This window comes from Pseudomonas sp. AC136 (assembly GCF_979258585.1).
In genome coordinates, this window is the sequence record NZ_OZ409865.1 from 4,061,772 (window position 1) to 4,076,042 (window position 14,271).

At 61.3% G+C, this 14,271-nt stretch carries 12 protein-coding genes; 3 read left to right on the forward strand and 9 right to left on the reverse strand.

Going from position 1 to position 14,271, the window contains the following annotated elements:
* Positions 1-4: 4 nt before the first annotated feature.
* The 7 genes from folK to dksA form a co-directional block, all read right to left on the reverse strand.
* Positions 5-496: a 2-amino-4-hydroxy-6-hydroxymethyldihydropteridine diphosphokinase gene (gene folK, locus ACZZZU_RS18160; protein ID WP_463551388.1), complete on the reverse strand. Its 492-nt coding sequence runs from the start codon at positions 494-496 to the stop codon at positions 5-7.
* Entirely contained in the window at positions 496-1,896 is a 1,401-nt protein-coding gene (locus tag ACZZZU_RS18165) for a polynucleotide adenylyltransferase PcnB (RefSeq protein ID WP_122454070.1), read from the reverse strand. The genes folK and ACZZZU_RS18165 overlap by 1 nt, the downstream gene beginning before the upstream one ends.
* A 721-nt stretch (positions 1,897-2,617) precedes the next feature.
* Positions 2,618-4,045, reverse strand: a complete 1,428-nt coding sequence (locus ACZZZU_RS18170) for a sigma-54-dependent transcriptional regulator (RefSeq protein ID WP_463551389.1) — start codon at positions 4,043-4,045, stop codon at positions 2,618-2,620.
* Between the two features lie 4 nt (positions 4,046-4,049).
* Positions 4,050-7,022 carry a sensor histidine kinase gene (locus ACZZZU_RS18175; protein WP_463551390.1) on the reverse strand — a complete coding sequence of 991 codons (2,973 nt, stop codon included), beginning with the start codon at positions 7,020-7,022 and terminating at the stop codon, positions 4,050-4,052.
* Positions 7,006-7,182 carry a hypothetical protein gene (locus ACZZZU_RS18180; protein WP_122454073.1) on the reverse strand — a complete coding sequence of 59 codons (177 nt, stop codon included), beginning with the start codon at positions 7,180-7,182 and terminating at the stop codon, positions 7,006-7,008. Before ACZZZU_RS18180 ends, ACZZZU_RS18175 begins: the two co-directional genes overlap by 17 nt.
* 148 nt (positions 7,183-7,330) lie before the next feature.
* Positions 7,331-8,218 (reverse strand): tRNA glutamyl-Q(34) synthetase GluQRS, encoded by an 888-nt coding sequence (gene gluQRS / locus ACZZZU_RS18185; protein ID WP_463551391.1) that lies wholly within the window; start codon positions 8,216-8,218, stop codon positions 7,331-7,333.
* Positions 8,219-8,276: 58 nt separating this feature from the next.
* Positions 8,277-8,720 (reverse strand): RNA polymerase-binding protein DksA, encoded by a 444-nt coding sequence (dksA, locus tag ACZZZU_RS18190; RefSeq protein WP_122454075.1) that lies wholly within the window; start codon positions 8,718-8,720, stop codon positions 8,277-8,279.
* A 199-nt stretch (positions 8,721-8,919) separates the two neighbouring features.
* Between dksA and ACZZZU_RS18195 the strand changes: the two genes are divergently transcribed.
* Positions 8,920-10,092 (forward strand): pyridoxal phosphate-dependent aminotransferase, encoded by a 1,173-nt coding sequence (locus ACZZZU_RS18195; protein WP_122493041.1) that lies wholly within the window; start codon positions 8,920-8,922, stop codon positions 10,090-10,092.
* On the forward strand, positions 10,092-10,799 hold the full coding sequence (gene sfsA / locus ACZZZU_RS18200; protein ID WP_463551392.1) for a DNA/RNA nuclease SfsA: 708 nt from the start codon (positions 10,092-10,094) through the stop codon (positions 10,797-10,799). Before ACZZZU_RS18195 ends, sfsA begins: the two co-directional genes overlap by 1 nt.
* A 3-nt stretch (positions 10,800-10,802) precedes the next feature.
* Here sfsA and ACZZZU_RS18205 read toward each other — a convergent pair whose 3' ends face one another.
* The gene (locus ACZZZU_RS18205) at positions 10,803-11,126 is read right to left on the reverse strand and encodes a Rieske (2Fe-2S) protein (protein ID WP_463551393.1); all 324 of its coding nucleotides are present in this window, start codon (positions 11,124-11,126) and stop codon (positions 10,803-10,805) included.
* A 52-nt stretch (positions 11,127-11,178) separates the two neighbouring features.
* The gene (locus ACZZZU_RS18210; RefSeq protein ID WP_463551394.1) at positions 11,179-13,407 is read right to left on the reverse strand and encodes a TonB-dependent hemoglobin/transferrin/lactoferrin family receptor; all 2,229 of its coding nucleotides are present in this window, start codon (positions 13,405-13,407) and stop codon (positions 11,179-11,181) included.
* A 135-nt stretch (positions 13,408-13,542) separates the two neighbouring features.
* On the opposite strand from ACZZZU_RS18210, the gene ACZZZU_RS18215 reads away from it, so the two are divergent.
* Positions 13,543-14,271 carry an energy transducer TonB gene (locus tag ACZZZU_RS18215; RefSeq protein WP_463551395.1) on the forward strand — a complete coding sequence of 243 codons (729 nt, stop codon included), beginning with the start codon at positions 13,543-13,545 and terminating at the stop codon, positions 14,269-14,271.

A 14,271-nucleotide genomic window follows, 5' to 3' on the forward strand; every position in this document is an offset into this window, starting at 1 on the left:
GCGGTTACAGCGAGGCAGGCAGTTTTTCCAGGCCTTCAAAGGGACAGGCCAGTAGCAGATCGCGCAGGCGGCGACCATCGGCCAAGGTCAGATCGGGGGCCAGTTCGGCGAGCGGGTAGAGGACGAACGGCCGGGCATGCATGTGGTAATGCGGCACCTGCAAACGGGGTTCATCAAGCACGAGTTTGCCAAAGGCGAGAATGTCCAGATCGAGGGTTCGCGGACCCCAGCGTTCGGCTTTGCGTTCGCGGCCCTGTTCCAGTTCGATGGCTTGCAACGCATCGAGCAGTGACAGGGGCCTGAGGGAAGTGTCCAGCGCTGCGACGGCATTGACGTAACGGGGCTGGTCGGCGGGGCCGAGCGGGTCGCTGCTATAGAAGGAAGAGCAATTCACCAACTGGGTATCGGGCAACTGCGCCAGCGCCGCGAGGGCGCCGCGCAACTGCTCCAGTGGTTCGGCCAAGTTGCTACCGAGGCCGATATACACCCGCTCCATCAGTCTTGCGCCGGGCTCGGGGCGGCGCCGCGTTTGCGACTGCTACCGCTGCGACGACGTTTGCGCGGTGCAGTGCTGGTGTCTTCACCAGTGGCGGCGAGGTCGCGAATCATCTGGCGGCGTTCGCTGTCAGTGCAGTCTTGGTAGTCGGTCCACCAGTCCCCCAGGCCATTGGTTTTCTCGCCGGCGCTCTCGCGCAGCAGCAGGAAATCGTAGCCGGCGCGGAAACGTGGGTTTTCCAGCAACAGGTCGGCACGCTTGCCGCTGCGCCGTGGCAGGCGCTCCTGCATGTCCCAGATTTCGCGGATTGGAATGGTGAAACGCTTCGGCACGGCGATGCGTTGGCATTGCTCGGCGATCAGTTCGTGAGCCGCTTCTTGCATCGCCGGAATCGGCGGCATGCCACGGTCTTGCAGCTTGATCACGCGGGCCGGCAGCGCCGGCCAGAGCAGGGCGGCGAACAGGAAGGCCGGGGTTACCGGCTTGCCGTCTTCAATGCGCTGATCGGTGTTGATCAAGGCCTGGCTGATCAGGTTGTACGTGTATTCCGGGCTCGCCTTGAGGGCGGCGGCGCTGGCTGGGAACAGCGGCTCGAACAGGTCGTACTCCAGCAGCAGCTCGAACACGTGCTCGGCGTAACCGGAGAGGAACAGTTTGAGCACTTCATCAAACAGGCGCGCCGAGGGAATGTCCCGCAGCATTTTTGCCAGGCGCGGAATCGGCTCGGCGCTGTGGCTTTCGATATCGAAGTCGAGCTTGGCGGCAAAGCGCACCGCACGCAGCATGCGCACCGGGTCTTCGAGGTAACGCTTCTCCGGGTCGCCGATCAGGCGCACCTGGCGGTTACGGATGTCGTGCATGCCGCGGGCGTAATCGAGAATGCGCTCGCCGGTTACGTCGAAATACAGGGCGTTGATGGTGAAGTCGCGGCGCTGGGCGTCGTCTTCCAGGCTGCCGTACACGTTGTCGCGCAAGATGCGGCCGCTTTCGTGGCGGGAAGACTGGTTGCTGTCTTCCTCTTCTTCGCTCACCGGGTGGTTGGCGCGGAAGGTGGCCACTTCGATAATTTCGCGGCCGAAGTGCACATGGACCAACTTGAAGCGGCGGCCGATGACCCGGGCGTTGCGGAACTCGGCACGCACTTGCTCGGGTGTGGCGCTGGTGGCGACGTCGAAGTCTTTCGGCTCGATATCCAACAGCAGGTCGCGCACGCAACCGCCAACCAGGTAGGCCTGGTAACCGGCGTTCTGCAGGCGCTCAACGATGCTTACCGCATAGCGACTGATGTGCGCGCGGCGCAACGGATGCTGGTGACTGGTCACCACTTCGGGGGTGCTGCGCGGGTGCTGCTTGGCGCGGCGCAATGGGGAGCGTAAGGACTGGAACAGCTTTTTCAGCATGGGATGCACTGTTTGACGGGATGATCGGCCAGAAAAGGAAATGACCGCATGAAGGCTGCGGATTCTAGCATTGTGTCGGGGAATGGTGTAGGACGCCGCGAGGTTGGGCGTAAAGCGCGATATAGAAGGGGGGAAGCGAGAGGGTGGTAGCGAAAGCTACTGGGGGAGCCGAGGCTCCCCCCCAAGTAGGTGCGTGCTTTGTTTTTATTATTATGTCGGGCTTGTTGTTTTTGTTTGTTGACCCGTTCCGTCGGCCTAGTGGCTTCAGGAAAAACCTCCAATTTGGAGGTTAATAGCAAACGGATTGCTTTGGATGCTGATGTAGCCATGATCATTCGATCCAACCAGTTCGGGCTCTGCCTGAAAGCAGTCTTGTTATTCTCAGCCTGGTCGCGGGGCGAACCCCAAAAGCCATTCCTCTCCAAAAGAATCAGTTAGCTGCGCCTCCCGCGATTTTGTTTTTGTTGTGCTGGAGTCGTTACGTCTTATTTTTATTGTCTTGGGCGTTGCTTGTTATTGTTGTTGTACCAAACATATAGCAGATGCCGTGCCAGTTTTTGTGAATCCTTATAAAACAAGGGCTTAGCTAAATTCACTGTGTCAGAACAGGCACAAAAAAGCCGGGTTTCCGTTACCGTTAAACCCGGCTTTGTTACGCGATGTTGAAGCGGTAACAAAGTGTGGCGACCCGGCGCGTACGTTTCTTGTTACCGCTCACCTGTCAACCTTCCAGTGCCGCGCCGGTTTTGCGCCGTGGAATGCCCAGGCGCTGACGGCGTTCCCACAGACATTTGCGGCTGATGCCCAATTTGCGCGCCAGCTCGGTTTCGGTCATGTGGTCCTGGTGCTCGAGAACGAAGTGCTGGAAGTAGTCTTCCAGCGACAGGTCTTCGGTCGGCTCATGGGCGTTGGTGCTGTTGTGGGCAACGGGGGCGCCGAGGAAGTCGCCGTCTTCCAGATCATCCAGCTCGATATCGATGCCCAGCAGTTCGGCTGAAATATCCGAGCCTTCGCACAGAATCACGGCGCGCTCGATGGCGTTTTCCAATTCGCGCACGTTACCCGGCCAGGTGTAATGACGAATCGCCTGCTCGGCGTCGGGGGCGAAGCGCAGGTCGCTGCGGCCCATTTTGCTCGACTGGCGCGCCAGGAACAGCGCAGCGATTTCGCTGACGTCGGCACCGCGCTCGCGCAAAGCGGGCAGCTTCAGGGCGATAACGTGCAGGCGGTAGAAAAGGTCTTCACGGAATTGGCCGGTTTTGGCCAGGGTTTTCAGGTCGCGGTGGGTGGCGGCGATCAAACGCACATCGACCTTTTGCGACTGTACCGAACCCACACGGCGAATCTCGCCTTCCTGCAACACGCGCAGCAAGCGCGCTTGGGCTTCCAGCGGCAGCTCACCAATTTCGTCGAGGAACAGCGTGCCGCCGTCGGCCGCTTCCACCAAGCCCGCGCGGCCGGCGCTGGCGCCCGTGAACGCGCCTTTCTCGTGGCCGAACAGTTCGGACTCGATCAGGGTTTCAGGAATGGCCGCGCAGTTCACCGAAATCATCGGCGCTTTGGCGCGTTTGGACAGGTTGTGCAGCGCACGCGCCACCAACTCTTTACCGGTGCCGGATTCGCCTTGAACCAGCACGGTGGAATCGGTGGGGGCGACTTTGCGGATTTTGCTGTACAGCTCTTGCATCGACGGGCTGGAGCCGATGATGCCGATTTCGCCGTTGGTGTTACCGGCTACGGCTTTGTCACCGGCGCGGTTGCCATTGCTGGTGCTGACGGCGAGGGCCGGTTTGTTGTCTTGGCGGTCGCGAAGAATGCGTGCCACGGCCTGGAGCATTTCGTCGTGGTCGAAGGGTTTGGCGATGTAATCCACTGCGCCCATTTTCATGGAATCGACCGCTGAACGCAGGCTCGCGTAGCTGGTCATGATCAGCACCGGAATGCCTTGGCCGAGCTTGATCAGCTCGGTGCCGGGCGCGCCGGGTAGACGCAAATCGCTGACGATCAGGTCAAAGCTGGGGATGTTGAACCGTTCCTGGGCTTCCTGCACGGAGCCGGCTTCGCTGACTTCGTACTGGTTGCGCTCCAACAAGCGGCGCAGGGCGGAACGGATAATGGTCTCGTCTTCGACGATCAGAATATGTGGCATGAATTCAGCTCTCTCGACGATCTCTGGTCACTACGGACGTCGCTTCGACATGTCGCGGTAACGTTACCCGAATACGGGTTCCGCGTTGTAGCTCCGGGTCTGCCGGGCTGTCGATTGTAATTTGCCCATAATGCTCTTCAACGATGGAATAGACCAGAGCGAGGCCCAGGCCGGTTCCTTCACCGGGATCTTTGGTGGTAAAGAACGGTTCGAACAGGCGATCCATGATCGCCTTGGGAATGCCGGTACCTTCATCTTCGACGATCAAATCGACCGTCTGTTCGCTGGCTTCACTCTTCACGCGAATGGCGCCGCGCGGTGGCGAAGCGTCGCGGGCGTTGGAGAGCAAATTGATCAGCACCTGCGCCAAACGCTGCGGGTCGCCCACGGCCCAGTGGTCCGGGTCGCATAAATTGAAGAACTGCACTTCGATGCTGCGCCGGTTCAGCGCCAGCAAGCCGATGGCGTCCTGTGCCACTTCGGCCAGGCATACCGGTTCTTCGGGCTGTTGACGGCCGCCCGCGTGAGCAAAGCTCATCAGTGACTGCACGATGCGCGACACCCGTTTGGTCTGCTCGACGATCTGGCTGCTGATTTCCGCCAGCTCCGGGTCGCTCTCCCGTTCTTCGCGCAGGTTTTGCGCCAGGCAAGCGATGCCGGTAATTGGGTTGCCGATTTCATGGGCCACGCCCGCAGCCAGGCGGCCAATGCTCGCCAGGCGTTCGGAGTGCACCAGTTTGTCTTCGAGCATCTGCGTTTCGGTGAGGTCTTCGACCAGTAACACCAGACCGGTGTTACCGGTCGCCAAAGGCTCGGCGATCGCGGCTTTGTGCAGGTTCAGCCAGCGCGTCTGGCCGTCCAGCCCCAGGCGTTGTTTATGCAAATGCTCGTCGGGCAGGTTGATGAAGCCTTCGAGCAGCCCTTTCCACGGCTCGCCAATGGTCGAAAGCCGCGAGCCGACCACGCGGTGGGCGACGATGCCGGTGAGGTCTTCCATGGCCCGGTTCCACATCAGAATTTCCTGGTCCTTGGCCAGCGAGCACACGCCCATGGGCAGCTCTTGCAAGGTCTGGCGGTGGTAACGGCGCAGGGCATCGAGCTCGGCAGCCAGGCCGGTCAGGCGCGAGTGGTAATCCTCAAGGCGGTTTTCGATGAAGTGAATGTCTTCGGTCACGTAGCTTTCGCTGCCGGACTTATAAGGAAGGAAGGTTTCGACAATGTCCTGCGCCACGCTCGGGCCCATCAGGCCGGAGAGGTTGGCTTCAATGCGGTCGCGCAGGCGGCGCAAGGCGTAGGGGCGGTTTTCGTCGAACGGCAGATGCAAATCGCGCAACGCCTGTTCCACTTCCCGCTGCGCCGTTTTCGCGCCGAGCGGTTTGGCCAATTGCGTGGCGAATTCCTGCGGCGAGGTGGCCAGCAGCTCACGCCGCTGAGGGCGACGCACGTTATCCACAGCACAGGCTTCGGCGGCGCTTTCTTCTTCCGGGCTCGACTCGGTGAACAGCGACACCAGCGTGAATACCAGCACGTTGGCCGCCAGCGAGGCGATGGCCGCCAGGTGCCAACTGGTGTCGTCCAGCACGTAGACGAAGTTGAACAGCGGAATATAAATGCCCTGCACGTTACCAATCAGCGGTAACAGCATGCTCGCGGTCCACACCGAAATGCCCACCAGCAAACCGGCGATAAAGCCTTTGCGATTGGCCGTTGGCCAGTACAGCACCGAGAGCACGCCAGGCAGAAATTGCAGGGTGGCCACAAACGCGACGATGCCGAGGTTGGCCAAGTCTTGCTCGGCGCCGAGTAATAGATAGAAGCCATAACCGGCGGCAATGATGGCGATGATCAGCGCGCGGCGGGTCCACTTCAGCCAGCGGTAAATATTGCCTTGCGCCGGCGGCTGATACAGCGGTAACACCAGGTGATTCAGCGCCATGCCCGACAGCGCCAAGGTGGTGACGATGATCAAACCACTGGAGGCCGACAACCCCCCGACATACGCCAGCAGCGCCAGCGTGTCGTTGTTCACCGAAATGCCGATGCCTAGGGTGAAATATTCGGGATTAGTGGTGGCGCCCAGTTTCAGTCCGGCCCAGAGAATCAGCGGCACGGTCAAACTCAGCAGCAGCAGGAACAGCGGCAAGCCCCAGCTGGCGCTGACCATCGCGCGCGGGTTGAGGTTTTCCGTGAAGGTCATGTGATACATGTGCGGCATCACGATGGCCGAGGCGAAAAAGATCAGCAGCAGCGTGCGCCACGGGCCTTCTTGCAGCGGCGTGTGCAGCGCGGCGAGCGTCGCCTGGTTTTGCAGCAGCCATAGTTCCAATTCGTGCGGGCCGCCGAATACGCCGTACAAGGCATACAGCGCGATGCCGCCCAAGGCGACCATTTTCACGATGGACTCAAACGCGATGGCAAACACCAGGCCTTCATTCTTGCCGCGCGTGGCGATGTGGCGGGCGCCGAACAAGATGGTGAACAGGGTGATCAGCGCGCAGTAACTCAACGCCACCCGCTCGTGTACCGGTTCGCGGGTGAGAATGCCGATGGAGTCTGCCACCGCCTGAAATTGCAGGGCCAACAGCGGTAACACGCCGATCAGCATAAACAGCGTGGTCAGCGCACCGGCCCAGGTGCTGCGAAAGCGGAAGGCGAACAGGTCTGCCAGCGACGACAGCTGATACGTGCGGGTGATGCGCAGAATCGGATACAGCAACACCGGTGCCAGCAAGAACGCGCCCGACACGCCTAAGTAGCTGGCGAGAAAACCGAAACCGTATTGATAGGCCAGCCCGACCGTGCCGTAGAACGCCCAGGCGCTGGCATAGACGCCGAGCGACAAGGTGTACGTCAGCGGGTGCGAGACGATCCAGCGCGGGATGATGCCGCGTTCGCTGATCCAGGCAACGCCGAACAGAACAAGGAGATAGGCAGCGCTGATCAGAATCAGCTGACTCAGGCTAAAGCTCGTCAGCATCACGTCCGCTCTGCAAGATAAAGGTCACCACGATAAGGATCAGCCACAGTAAGTACGGGCGATACCAGGCGCCGCTCGGGTCGATCCACCAGTCCATGATGGCGGGGGAGAAGAGGTAAATCCCCACCACCAGAAGTAAGACCAATCGGTAGATGTACATGCCGTTTCTCGTGGTTGGCGAGCGGCGATGGTAACGGATGCAAGGTCAGGGCTGGAAGCGGGGCGCAAAAGCTATCGCGGCTAAAGCCGCTCCCACAGGCGCCGCGATTGTGTAGGAGCGGCTTTAGCCGCGATGCCCTTAAGCAAGGTCAACGCAGTTGCGATTCCGCCAACGTCAGCGTGCGCGGAATGCGCGCCACTTCCCAGTGACGAATGCCCCACGCCAGCAATTCTGCCGGTGTGGCGTCGTCCAGTTCCGGCACTACCGCTTGCCCCAGCGCACGCAAAGCCCGCAGCAGCAAGCGCGCCGCTTCGTGGGTTTCAAGCGGGGGCGAGCGGTACGACTTTCCGAGCTTATGGCCATCGGGCTGAATAATCAGCGGCACATGCAGATAACGCGGCTGCGACAGCCCGAGCAGTTCTTGCAGGTACAGCTGGCGCGGCGTGGAGTCCAGCAGGTCGGCGCCGCGAACGATGTCGGTCACCCCTTGCCAGGCGTCATCCAGCACCACGGCCAGTTGATAGGCGTACAAACCATCGCGGCGGCGAATCACAAAGTCGCCGACGTCGCGGCCCAGGTGCTGGCGGTACTCGCCTTGCACGCGGTCGACAAAGTGGTACTCAAGTTCCGGCACGCGCAGGCGAATGGCGGCGCCTTCCTGCTCATGCCCGGCATTGCGGCAGAAGCCTGGATAAACGCCCTGGTAATTTTCCAGTTGCTTGCGCGAACAGGTGCAGGCGTAGGCCAGACCTTGGCTGAACAGGCGCTGCACCACGCTTTCGTACACCGCGTGGCGTTCGCTCTGGCGCACCAGTTCGCCGTCCCATTCGAAGCCGTAGCTTTCCAGGGTCTGCAAAATGGCCGATTGGGCGCCGGGTACTTCGCGGGGAGGGTCGATGTCTTCCATGCGCAGCAGCCAGGTGCCGCCGCAGGCTTTGGCGTCGAGATAGGAAGCGAGGGCCGCCACCAGCGAGCCGAAGTGCAGGTAGCCGCTGGGCGTGGGGGCGAAGCGCCCGATGTAGGCTGGAGTGGTCATACGCGAGAAAAGGTCATGACAGAAATGAAGCGGGGCGCCTAAGCGCCCCGTTCTCAGATCAGGAACCGATCTGCTTTTCTTTGATTTCCGCCAGGGTTTTGCAATCGATGCAAAGGGTGGCGGTAGGGCGGGCTTCAAGACGGCGGATGCCGATCTCTACGCCGCAGGAATCGCACCAGCCATATTCGTTGTCTTCGATGAGTTGAAGAGTCTGGTCGATTTTCTTGATCAGCTTGCGCTCACGATCACGGGCACGCAGTTCCAGGCTGAATTCTTCTTCCTGGCTGGCACGGTCGGCCGGGTCAGGGAAGTTCGCTGCTTCGTCCTGCATGTGATGCACAGTCCGATCGACTTCCTGCATCAGCTCAAGCTTCCACTTGCCCAGAATATTGGTGAAGTGCGCACGCATTGGCTCACTCATGTACTCCTCACCCTTGGTTTCTTTATACGGTTCGAAACCACGGTTGAGCGGGTCGTTCTTTGCTTTTGCTTTGGTGGGCATGGATGACCGCCTCTTGAAAACTCTCTAATCCACTGCGCAGGATTACTGTCCATTGCCGTCATTTATTGCCGGCCCTGCGGCTGCAAGCGGGCGAACTTACCAGATCGCCTTCGCCTATGCCACTCCCGGTTGTCATCGTGCTGCTGTTTAGCCAACTGGTTGGGTAGAATCGCCGCCTGAACTTATATAAGGAAGGCCGATGACTTCGCCCTACAGTGCTCGCAGCCGCGCGATTGAGCCGTTTCACGTGATGGCGCTGCTGGCGCGGGCCAATCAGTTGCAGGCCGACGGCCATGATGTCATCCACCTGGAAATCGGCGAGCCGGACTTCACCACCGCCGCGCCCATCGTCGCTGCCGGCCAGGCCGCCTTGGCCGATGGCCATACGCGCTACACCGCCGCCCGTGGCTTGCCGGCCCTGCGCGAGGCGATTTCCAATTTCTACGCGCAACGTTACCGATTGAGCATAGACCCCGAACGCATCCTGATTACGCCCGGCGGTTCGGGTGCGTTGCTGCTGGCCAGCGCCTTGCTGGTCGACCCCGGCAAACACTGGCTGCTCGCCGACCCAGGCTACCCGTGCAATCGTCATTTCCTGCGCTTGGTGGAAGGCGCTGCGCAGTTGGTGCCGGTTGGCCCGGACGTGCGCTACCAACTGACGCCTGAACTGGTCGACCGCCACTGGGACCGCGACAGCGTCGGCGCCCTGGTGGCATCGCCGGCCAACCCGACCGGCACCTTGCTGTCGCGTGAAGAGTTGGGCGGTTTGTCCAAAGCCATCAAGGGTCACGGCGGCCATTTGGTGGTGGACGAGATCTACCACGGCCTGACCTACGGCGTGGATGCCGCCAGCGTGTTGGAAGTCGACAACGACGCCTTCGTGCTCAACAGTTTCTCGAAATACTTCGGCATGACCGGCTGGCGCCTGGGTTGGTTGGTGGCGCCGCCGCAAGCGGTGGGCGAACTGGAGAAACTGGCGCAGAACCTCTACATCAGCGCGCCGAGCATGGCCCAGCATGCGGCGCTGGCCTGCTTCGAACCCGCCACGCTGGAAATTCTCGAACAGCGCCGTGGCGAATTTGCGCGCCGGCGCGACTTTCTATTGCCAGCCCTGCGCGAACTCGGCTTCGGCATTGCCGTGGAGCCGGAAGGCGCCTTCTATTTATATGCAGACATCAGCGCGTTTGGCGGCGACGCCTTTGCCTTCTGTCAGCACTTCCTGGAAACCGAGCATGTGGCGTTTACGCCGGGCCTGGATTTCGGTCGCTATCAAGCCGGCCATCACGTGCGTTTTGCGTACACCCAAAGCCTGCCACGCTTGCAGGAAGCGGTTGAGCGTATCGCCCGCGGCCTGAAAACCTGGCGGCCTTGATGCTGTTTTCGCCGCCCCTGGAAGAAGGCCGCCTGATCCGCCGCTACAAACGCTTCCTCGCCGACATCGAAACCGCCAGCGGCGAGCTGCTGACCATTCACTGCCCCAACACCGGCTCCATGTTCAACTGCATGGTCGAGGGCGGCGCCGTGTGGTTCAGCCGTTCCAGCGACCCGAAACGCAAGTTGCCCGGCACTTGGGAACTGGCGGAAACCCCGCAAGGCCGCTGGGCCTGCGTAAACACGGCGCGGGCCAATCCGCTGGTGGAAGAAGCGCTGCGCGAGGGCGTGATCAGCGAGCTGGCCGGCTTCACCACGCTCAAGCGTGAAGTGCCCTACGGCGAGGAAAGCAGCCGCATCGATTTCCGCCTCGAATACCCAAGCGGCATGGCGTACGTGGAAGTGAAAAGCGTGACCCTGGGTTTCGACGGCACCCGCGTCGCCGCATTCCCCGACGCCAAAACCCAGCGCGGCGCCAAGCACCTGCGCGAGCTGTCCAGCCTGGCGCGCCAGGGCATTCGCGCCGTGCAGTTGTACTGCGTGAACCTGTCGGACATCGACGCGGTTCGCCCGGCCGGAGAAATTGACGCGGCCTATGCCGAGGCGCTGAAGGAAGCCAAAGCGGCCGGCGTCGAAGTGCTCGCCTATGGCGCCGTGCTGACGCCGACCGAGATCAGGCTGACGCGCCGCCTCGACGTGCAGCTCTAACCGTTAAGCCGGCACCTCGACCCAAATGCCTGCGGCGTCTTCGCGGCAGGCGAGGGCAGTCAGCGCCTTGCCTTCACACGGGCCGGTAATGCATTCGCCCGACTCGATCAAAAACAAGGCGCCATGGCGCGCGCACTGAATCAGGCTCTGGCTGCTGTCGAGAAACTCATCCGCCTTCCATTCCAGCGACACAGCTTTGTGCGGGCAGCGGTTGATATAGATGTACACCTGGCCTTGCTTGCGCACGGCCACCAGCTTTATCCCGCCCAACAAAAAGCCCCGGCTCTGGCCTTCAGCCAAAGATTCCGGGGCGCAGAGAAACTGCATAGACGCCTCCAGGTGAACGGGGATTATCCCGTGCACCCAGGGTGGGCGGTAGTCAGATTTCCCAGATGAAGTTGACTGCGGCGTGGCGGCCGGGTTGGGAGTAGCGGTCCAGGCCGGTGTTGAGGGAGGTCAGGCCGCGAACATCGCCCCATTGCCAGTACTCTTTGTCGCCAAGGTTATACAGGCCGGCATTGACCGAAAACGCTTCAGTCATCTGCCACCAGCCGTTCAGATCAAGCACGCCGTAACCGGAGGGCTCGTACTGGCTGGGTGTGCCGCCTTCATTGGTTGGACTGTTGTTGACCCGCTCCTTGGCCGCTACCAGTGTCCAGTTCAGGCTGCCGCCGAACTTGCCGGTTGGCGCGGCGTAGCCCAGGCCGAACACGCCTTTGAGCGGGTCGACACTATTAATAGGCTCGCCCGTTCCTTCGTCTTCGCCCCGGGCATAAGCCACCGTACCAATGGCTTTCCAGCCCGCTGGCAGCAGGCCAAGCTGGTCGAGGAAAAGCTCGCCTTTGGCCTCGGCACCACGGATGGTGACTCGGTCCATGTTGACGTACTGGAAGTCGGTAGTGAGCGCCGGCGCCAGCGCAGAGGTGCGGCTCTGCTGTTCGATAAAGTCTTTGTAACGGTTGTAGAACAGCGCGGCGCCAAAGCTGCCGACCTGGTACTGACCGCGCAACCCGATCTCATAGCTGTCGCTGGTTTCCGCTTTCAGGCTGGTGTTGGCGATGGTGCGGTAGCGCGCGGTGCTGTTGACGAACTCGCCGAACATTTCCACTGCCTGCGGAGCGCGGAAGCCCGCTGCGTACTGACCGTACACGCTGTGGGCATCGTCGACCTGGAAGGTCACGCCCAGCTTCGGCGAAATGTGCTCGTCTTTGGTGTCGTCAGGGCTGGCATCGGTGGCGCCGCTGTTGAGGTATTCGTCGGTGACGTGCGGCTTCATTTCGAAACGGTCATACCGCACGCCCGGCAGAAGGGTCCACGCGCCGATGGTCATTTCGTTCTGGGCAAACAGCGCGTATTCCTTGGTGGTTGGGTCCGGGAAGTCGCTGATCGGGAAGGCGTCTCCACCTGGCGCTACCGGCACTGCTGCGCCGGTAGCACGGATGGTTTCGGCGCCGCGACGTAGATCGCTGTTCTCCAAACGCTTCACGTCGAAGCCATAAATCAGCTGATGGTTAACCGGGCCGGTGGCGAACGCTTTATCGAACTTGGCGTTAAGCACCCACAGTTTTTCTTCGTAGCTGGAATCGCGGTAACGGTCGCGCAGTGCGGACGCAACGAAACGCTCCTGCTCGGTACGCTGGCGAATCTGGCTGTCCTGGTAATCCAGATGCCAGTCCACTTTGTCCACCAACAAGCTATTCAACTCGAACTGGTGCTGAAGGCTGTAGCGCTCGCGGTCGGTGCTGTCGATGGCATCGGAGGTGCGGATGGCCGCGGTGTTGCTGTATTCGCTGAGCACCTGGGTGTCGGTGTCGACGGAATAGCGCTCGTAGGTCAGTTGCAGGCGGTCGTTGCCGTAGTAATTCCAGCCGCCTTTGACCAGCAGGTTTTCTGCGCTGTAGTCCTGCGGGTTGGCTTCGCCGCGACTGGCGCCAATGCCGTCGCGCCCGCCAAACGAATCCACTTCCTGGCCATTGCGGTGACCGATATGCACCACGCCATCAACGCTGCCCAGGCGGCCGGCAACGGTGGCGCTGCGCATCCAGCTGTCGTCGGAGGTGTCGAAACCGGTTTTCAGGCGGGCGTAGGCATCGTCGCCGTCTTCCAGATAATCCGCCGCGTCTTTGGTGAGAAAACTCACCGCGCCGCCGATGGCATCGCTGCCGTATAGAGACGATGCGGGGCCACGGATGATTTCGACCTGCTTCATGGTGTCGGGGTCGATGTAGTCGCGGCGCGCTTCCATAAACGGCCCGAACGTAAAAGCGTCCGGCACGGCGACGCCATCCACTTGGGTCAATACGCGATTGCCGCCGATCCCGCGAATGGTAAAGCCCGACAAGCCGAATCGACTGCCGCTGCCGCCCACCGAAACGCCTGGCTCGTAACGCACCAGATCCTTGATGTCTTTGACGTTGTTCTGGTCGATATCGCGCTCGGTCATCACCGACACGGTGCTCGGCACTTCATCAAGCTTTTGCTCGGTGCGGGTGGCGGTGACGGTAACCGTGTCGAACTGTGTCGGCGTTTTGTCGGCGGCGGCCAGCGAGGGCGAAAGCAGCAGCAACACCAGCCAAGGCTTGCGGGCGAAGGGCGGACGAAGGGACATGGATCTACTCCTAGATCGTTAACGTCGGGCGGCTACGTTGGCCACCGGTTTGATATCGGGCCGCACGTTAACGATATTGACATGCAGATGCAAACAATTATCAAATAGATTAACTTTTGGTGATCGTGGCATCCGATGCGACGTTTCTCGGTGTATTTCCTGCTTTCGCTCACGCTGCATGCGGCGGCGAGTTTGCTGCTGCGCGAGCCCGTCGTAGAGCCGGGTCGCGCCCGCAATGTGGCGAATAACCAGCCAGCGGCGATGATCATTCAGCTGCCTCCGGCGCCTACACCCGCAGCGGTTGCGGCGATGCAGCCGCCTGCCAGCGAGCCGGAAAAGGCATTGCCCGAACCCGCCGCCACACCGATTCCGCCCGTAACAAAACCGGTGATGGTTGAACGCAAAGCCGAGCCGCGCGCCGTGGCCAAACAGGTGGTCAAGCCAAGCAAGCCGGTGACGAAACCCGCGCCGCCCAAGCCGGTGCTAAACGAAACGGCCGACGTTGTATTGCCTACTGCCGCCACCGCCACCGCCGCCGGCCCCGTGTCTCCAGCGCCAAAACCGGCGGTAACCGAAGTGCTCAGCAACCGCCCTAGTTATTTACAGGCGCCCAAACAGCCGCGTTACCCGAACCTGGCCAAGCGTCGAAATCAGCAAGGCGTTGTAGTGCTGGAGGTGCGGCTGGACGAGCGCGGCCAGCCGCGCGCGCTGCAAATTGTGCGGTCTTCCGGCGTCGAAAGCCTGGACGAAGCCGCGCTGGAGGCGGTAGCCGACTGGCAGTTCCGCCCTGAAACCGTGGACGGCCGCGCTGTGCCGAGCCGCGTGCAAATACCTATTGAGTTCGCCCTCACGGCGAGCCGTTGA

Excerpts from the sequence above, each read along its gene's own strand:
- folK (WP_463551388.1), bottom strand. The coding sequence starts at position 496 with ATGGAGCGGGTGTATATCGGCCTCGGTAGCAACTTGGCCGAACCACTG.
- ACZZZU_RS18165 (WP_122454070.1), bottom strand. The coding sequence starts at position 1,896 with ATGCTGAAAAAGCTGTTCCAGTCCTTACGCTCCCCATTGCGCCGCGCC.
- ACZZZU_RS18170 (WP_463551389.1), bottom strand. The coding sequence starts at position 4,045 with ATGCCACATATTCTGATCGTCGAAGACGAGACCATTATCCGTTCCGCC.
- ACZZZU_RS18175 (WP_463551390.1), bottom strand. The coding sequence starts at position 7,022 with ATGCTGACGAGCTTTAGCCTGAGTCAGCTGATTCTGATCAGCGCTGCC.
- ACZZZU_RS18180 (WP_122454073.1), bottom strand. The coding sequence starts at position 7,182 with ATGTACATCTACCGATTGGTCTTACTTCTGGTGGTGGGGATTTACCTC.
- gluQRS (WP_463551391.1), bottom strand. The coding sequence starts at position 8,218 with ATGACCACTCCAGCCTACATCGGGCGCTTCGCCCCCACGCCCAGCGGC.
- dksA (WP_122454075.1), bottom strand. The coding sequence starts at position 8,720 with ATGCCCACCAAAGCAAAAGCAAAGAACGACCCGCTCAACCGTGGTTTC.
- ACZZZU_RS18195 (WP_122493041.1), top strand. The coding sequence starts at position 8,920 with ATGACTTCGCCCTACAGTGCTCGCAGCCGCGCGATTGAGCCGTTTCAC.
- sfsA (WP_463551392.1), top strand. The coding sequence starts at position 10,092 with ATGCTGTTTTCGCCGCCCCTGGAAGAAGGCCGCCTGATCCGCCGCTAC.
- ACZZZU_RS18205 (WP_463551393.1), bottom strand. The coding sequence starts at position 11,126 with ATGCAGTTTCTCTGCGCCCCGGAATCTTTGGCTGAAGGCCAGAGCCGG.
- ACZZZU_RS18210 (WP_463551394.1), bottom strand. The coding sequence starts at position 13,407 with ATGTCCCTTCGTCCGCCCTTCGCCCGCAAGCCTTGGCTGGTGTTGCTG.
- ACZZZU_RS18215 (WP_463551395.1), top strand. The coding sequence starts at position 13,543 with ATGCGACGTTTCTCGGTGTATTTCCTGCTTTCGCTCACGCTGCATGCG.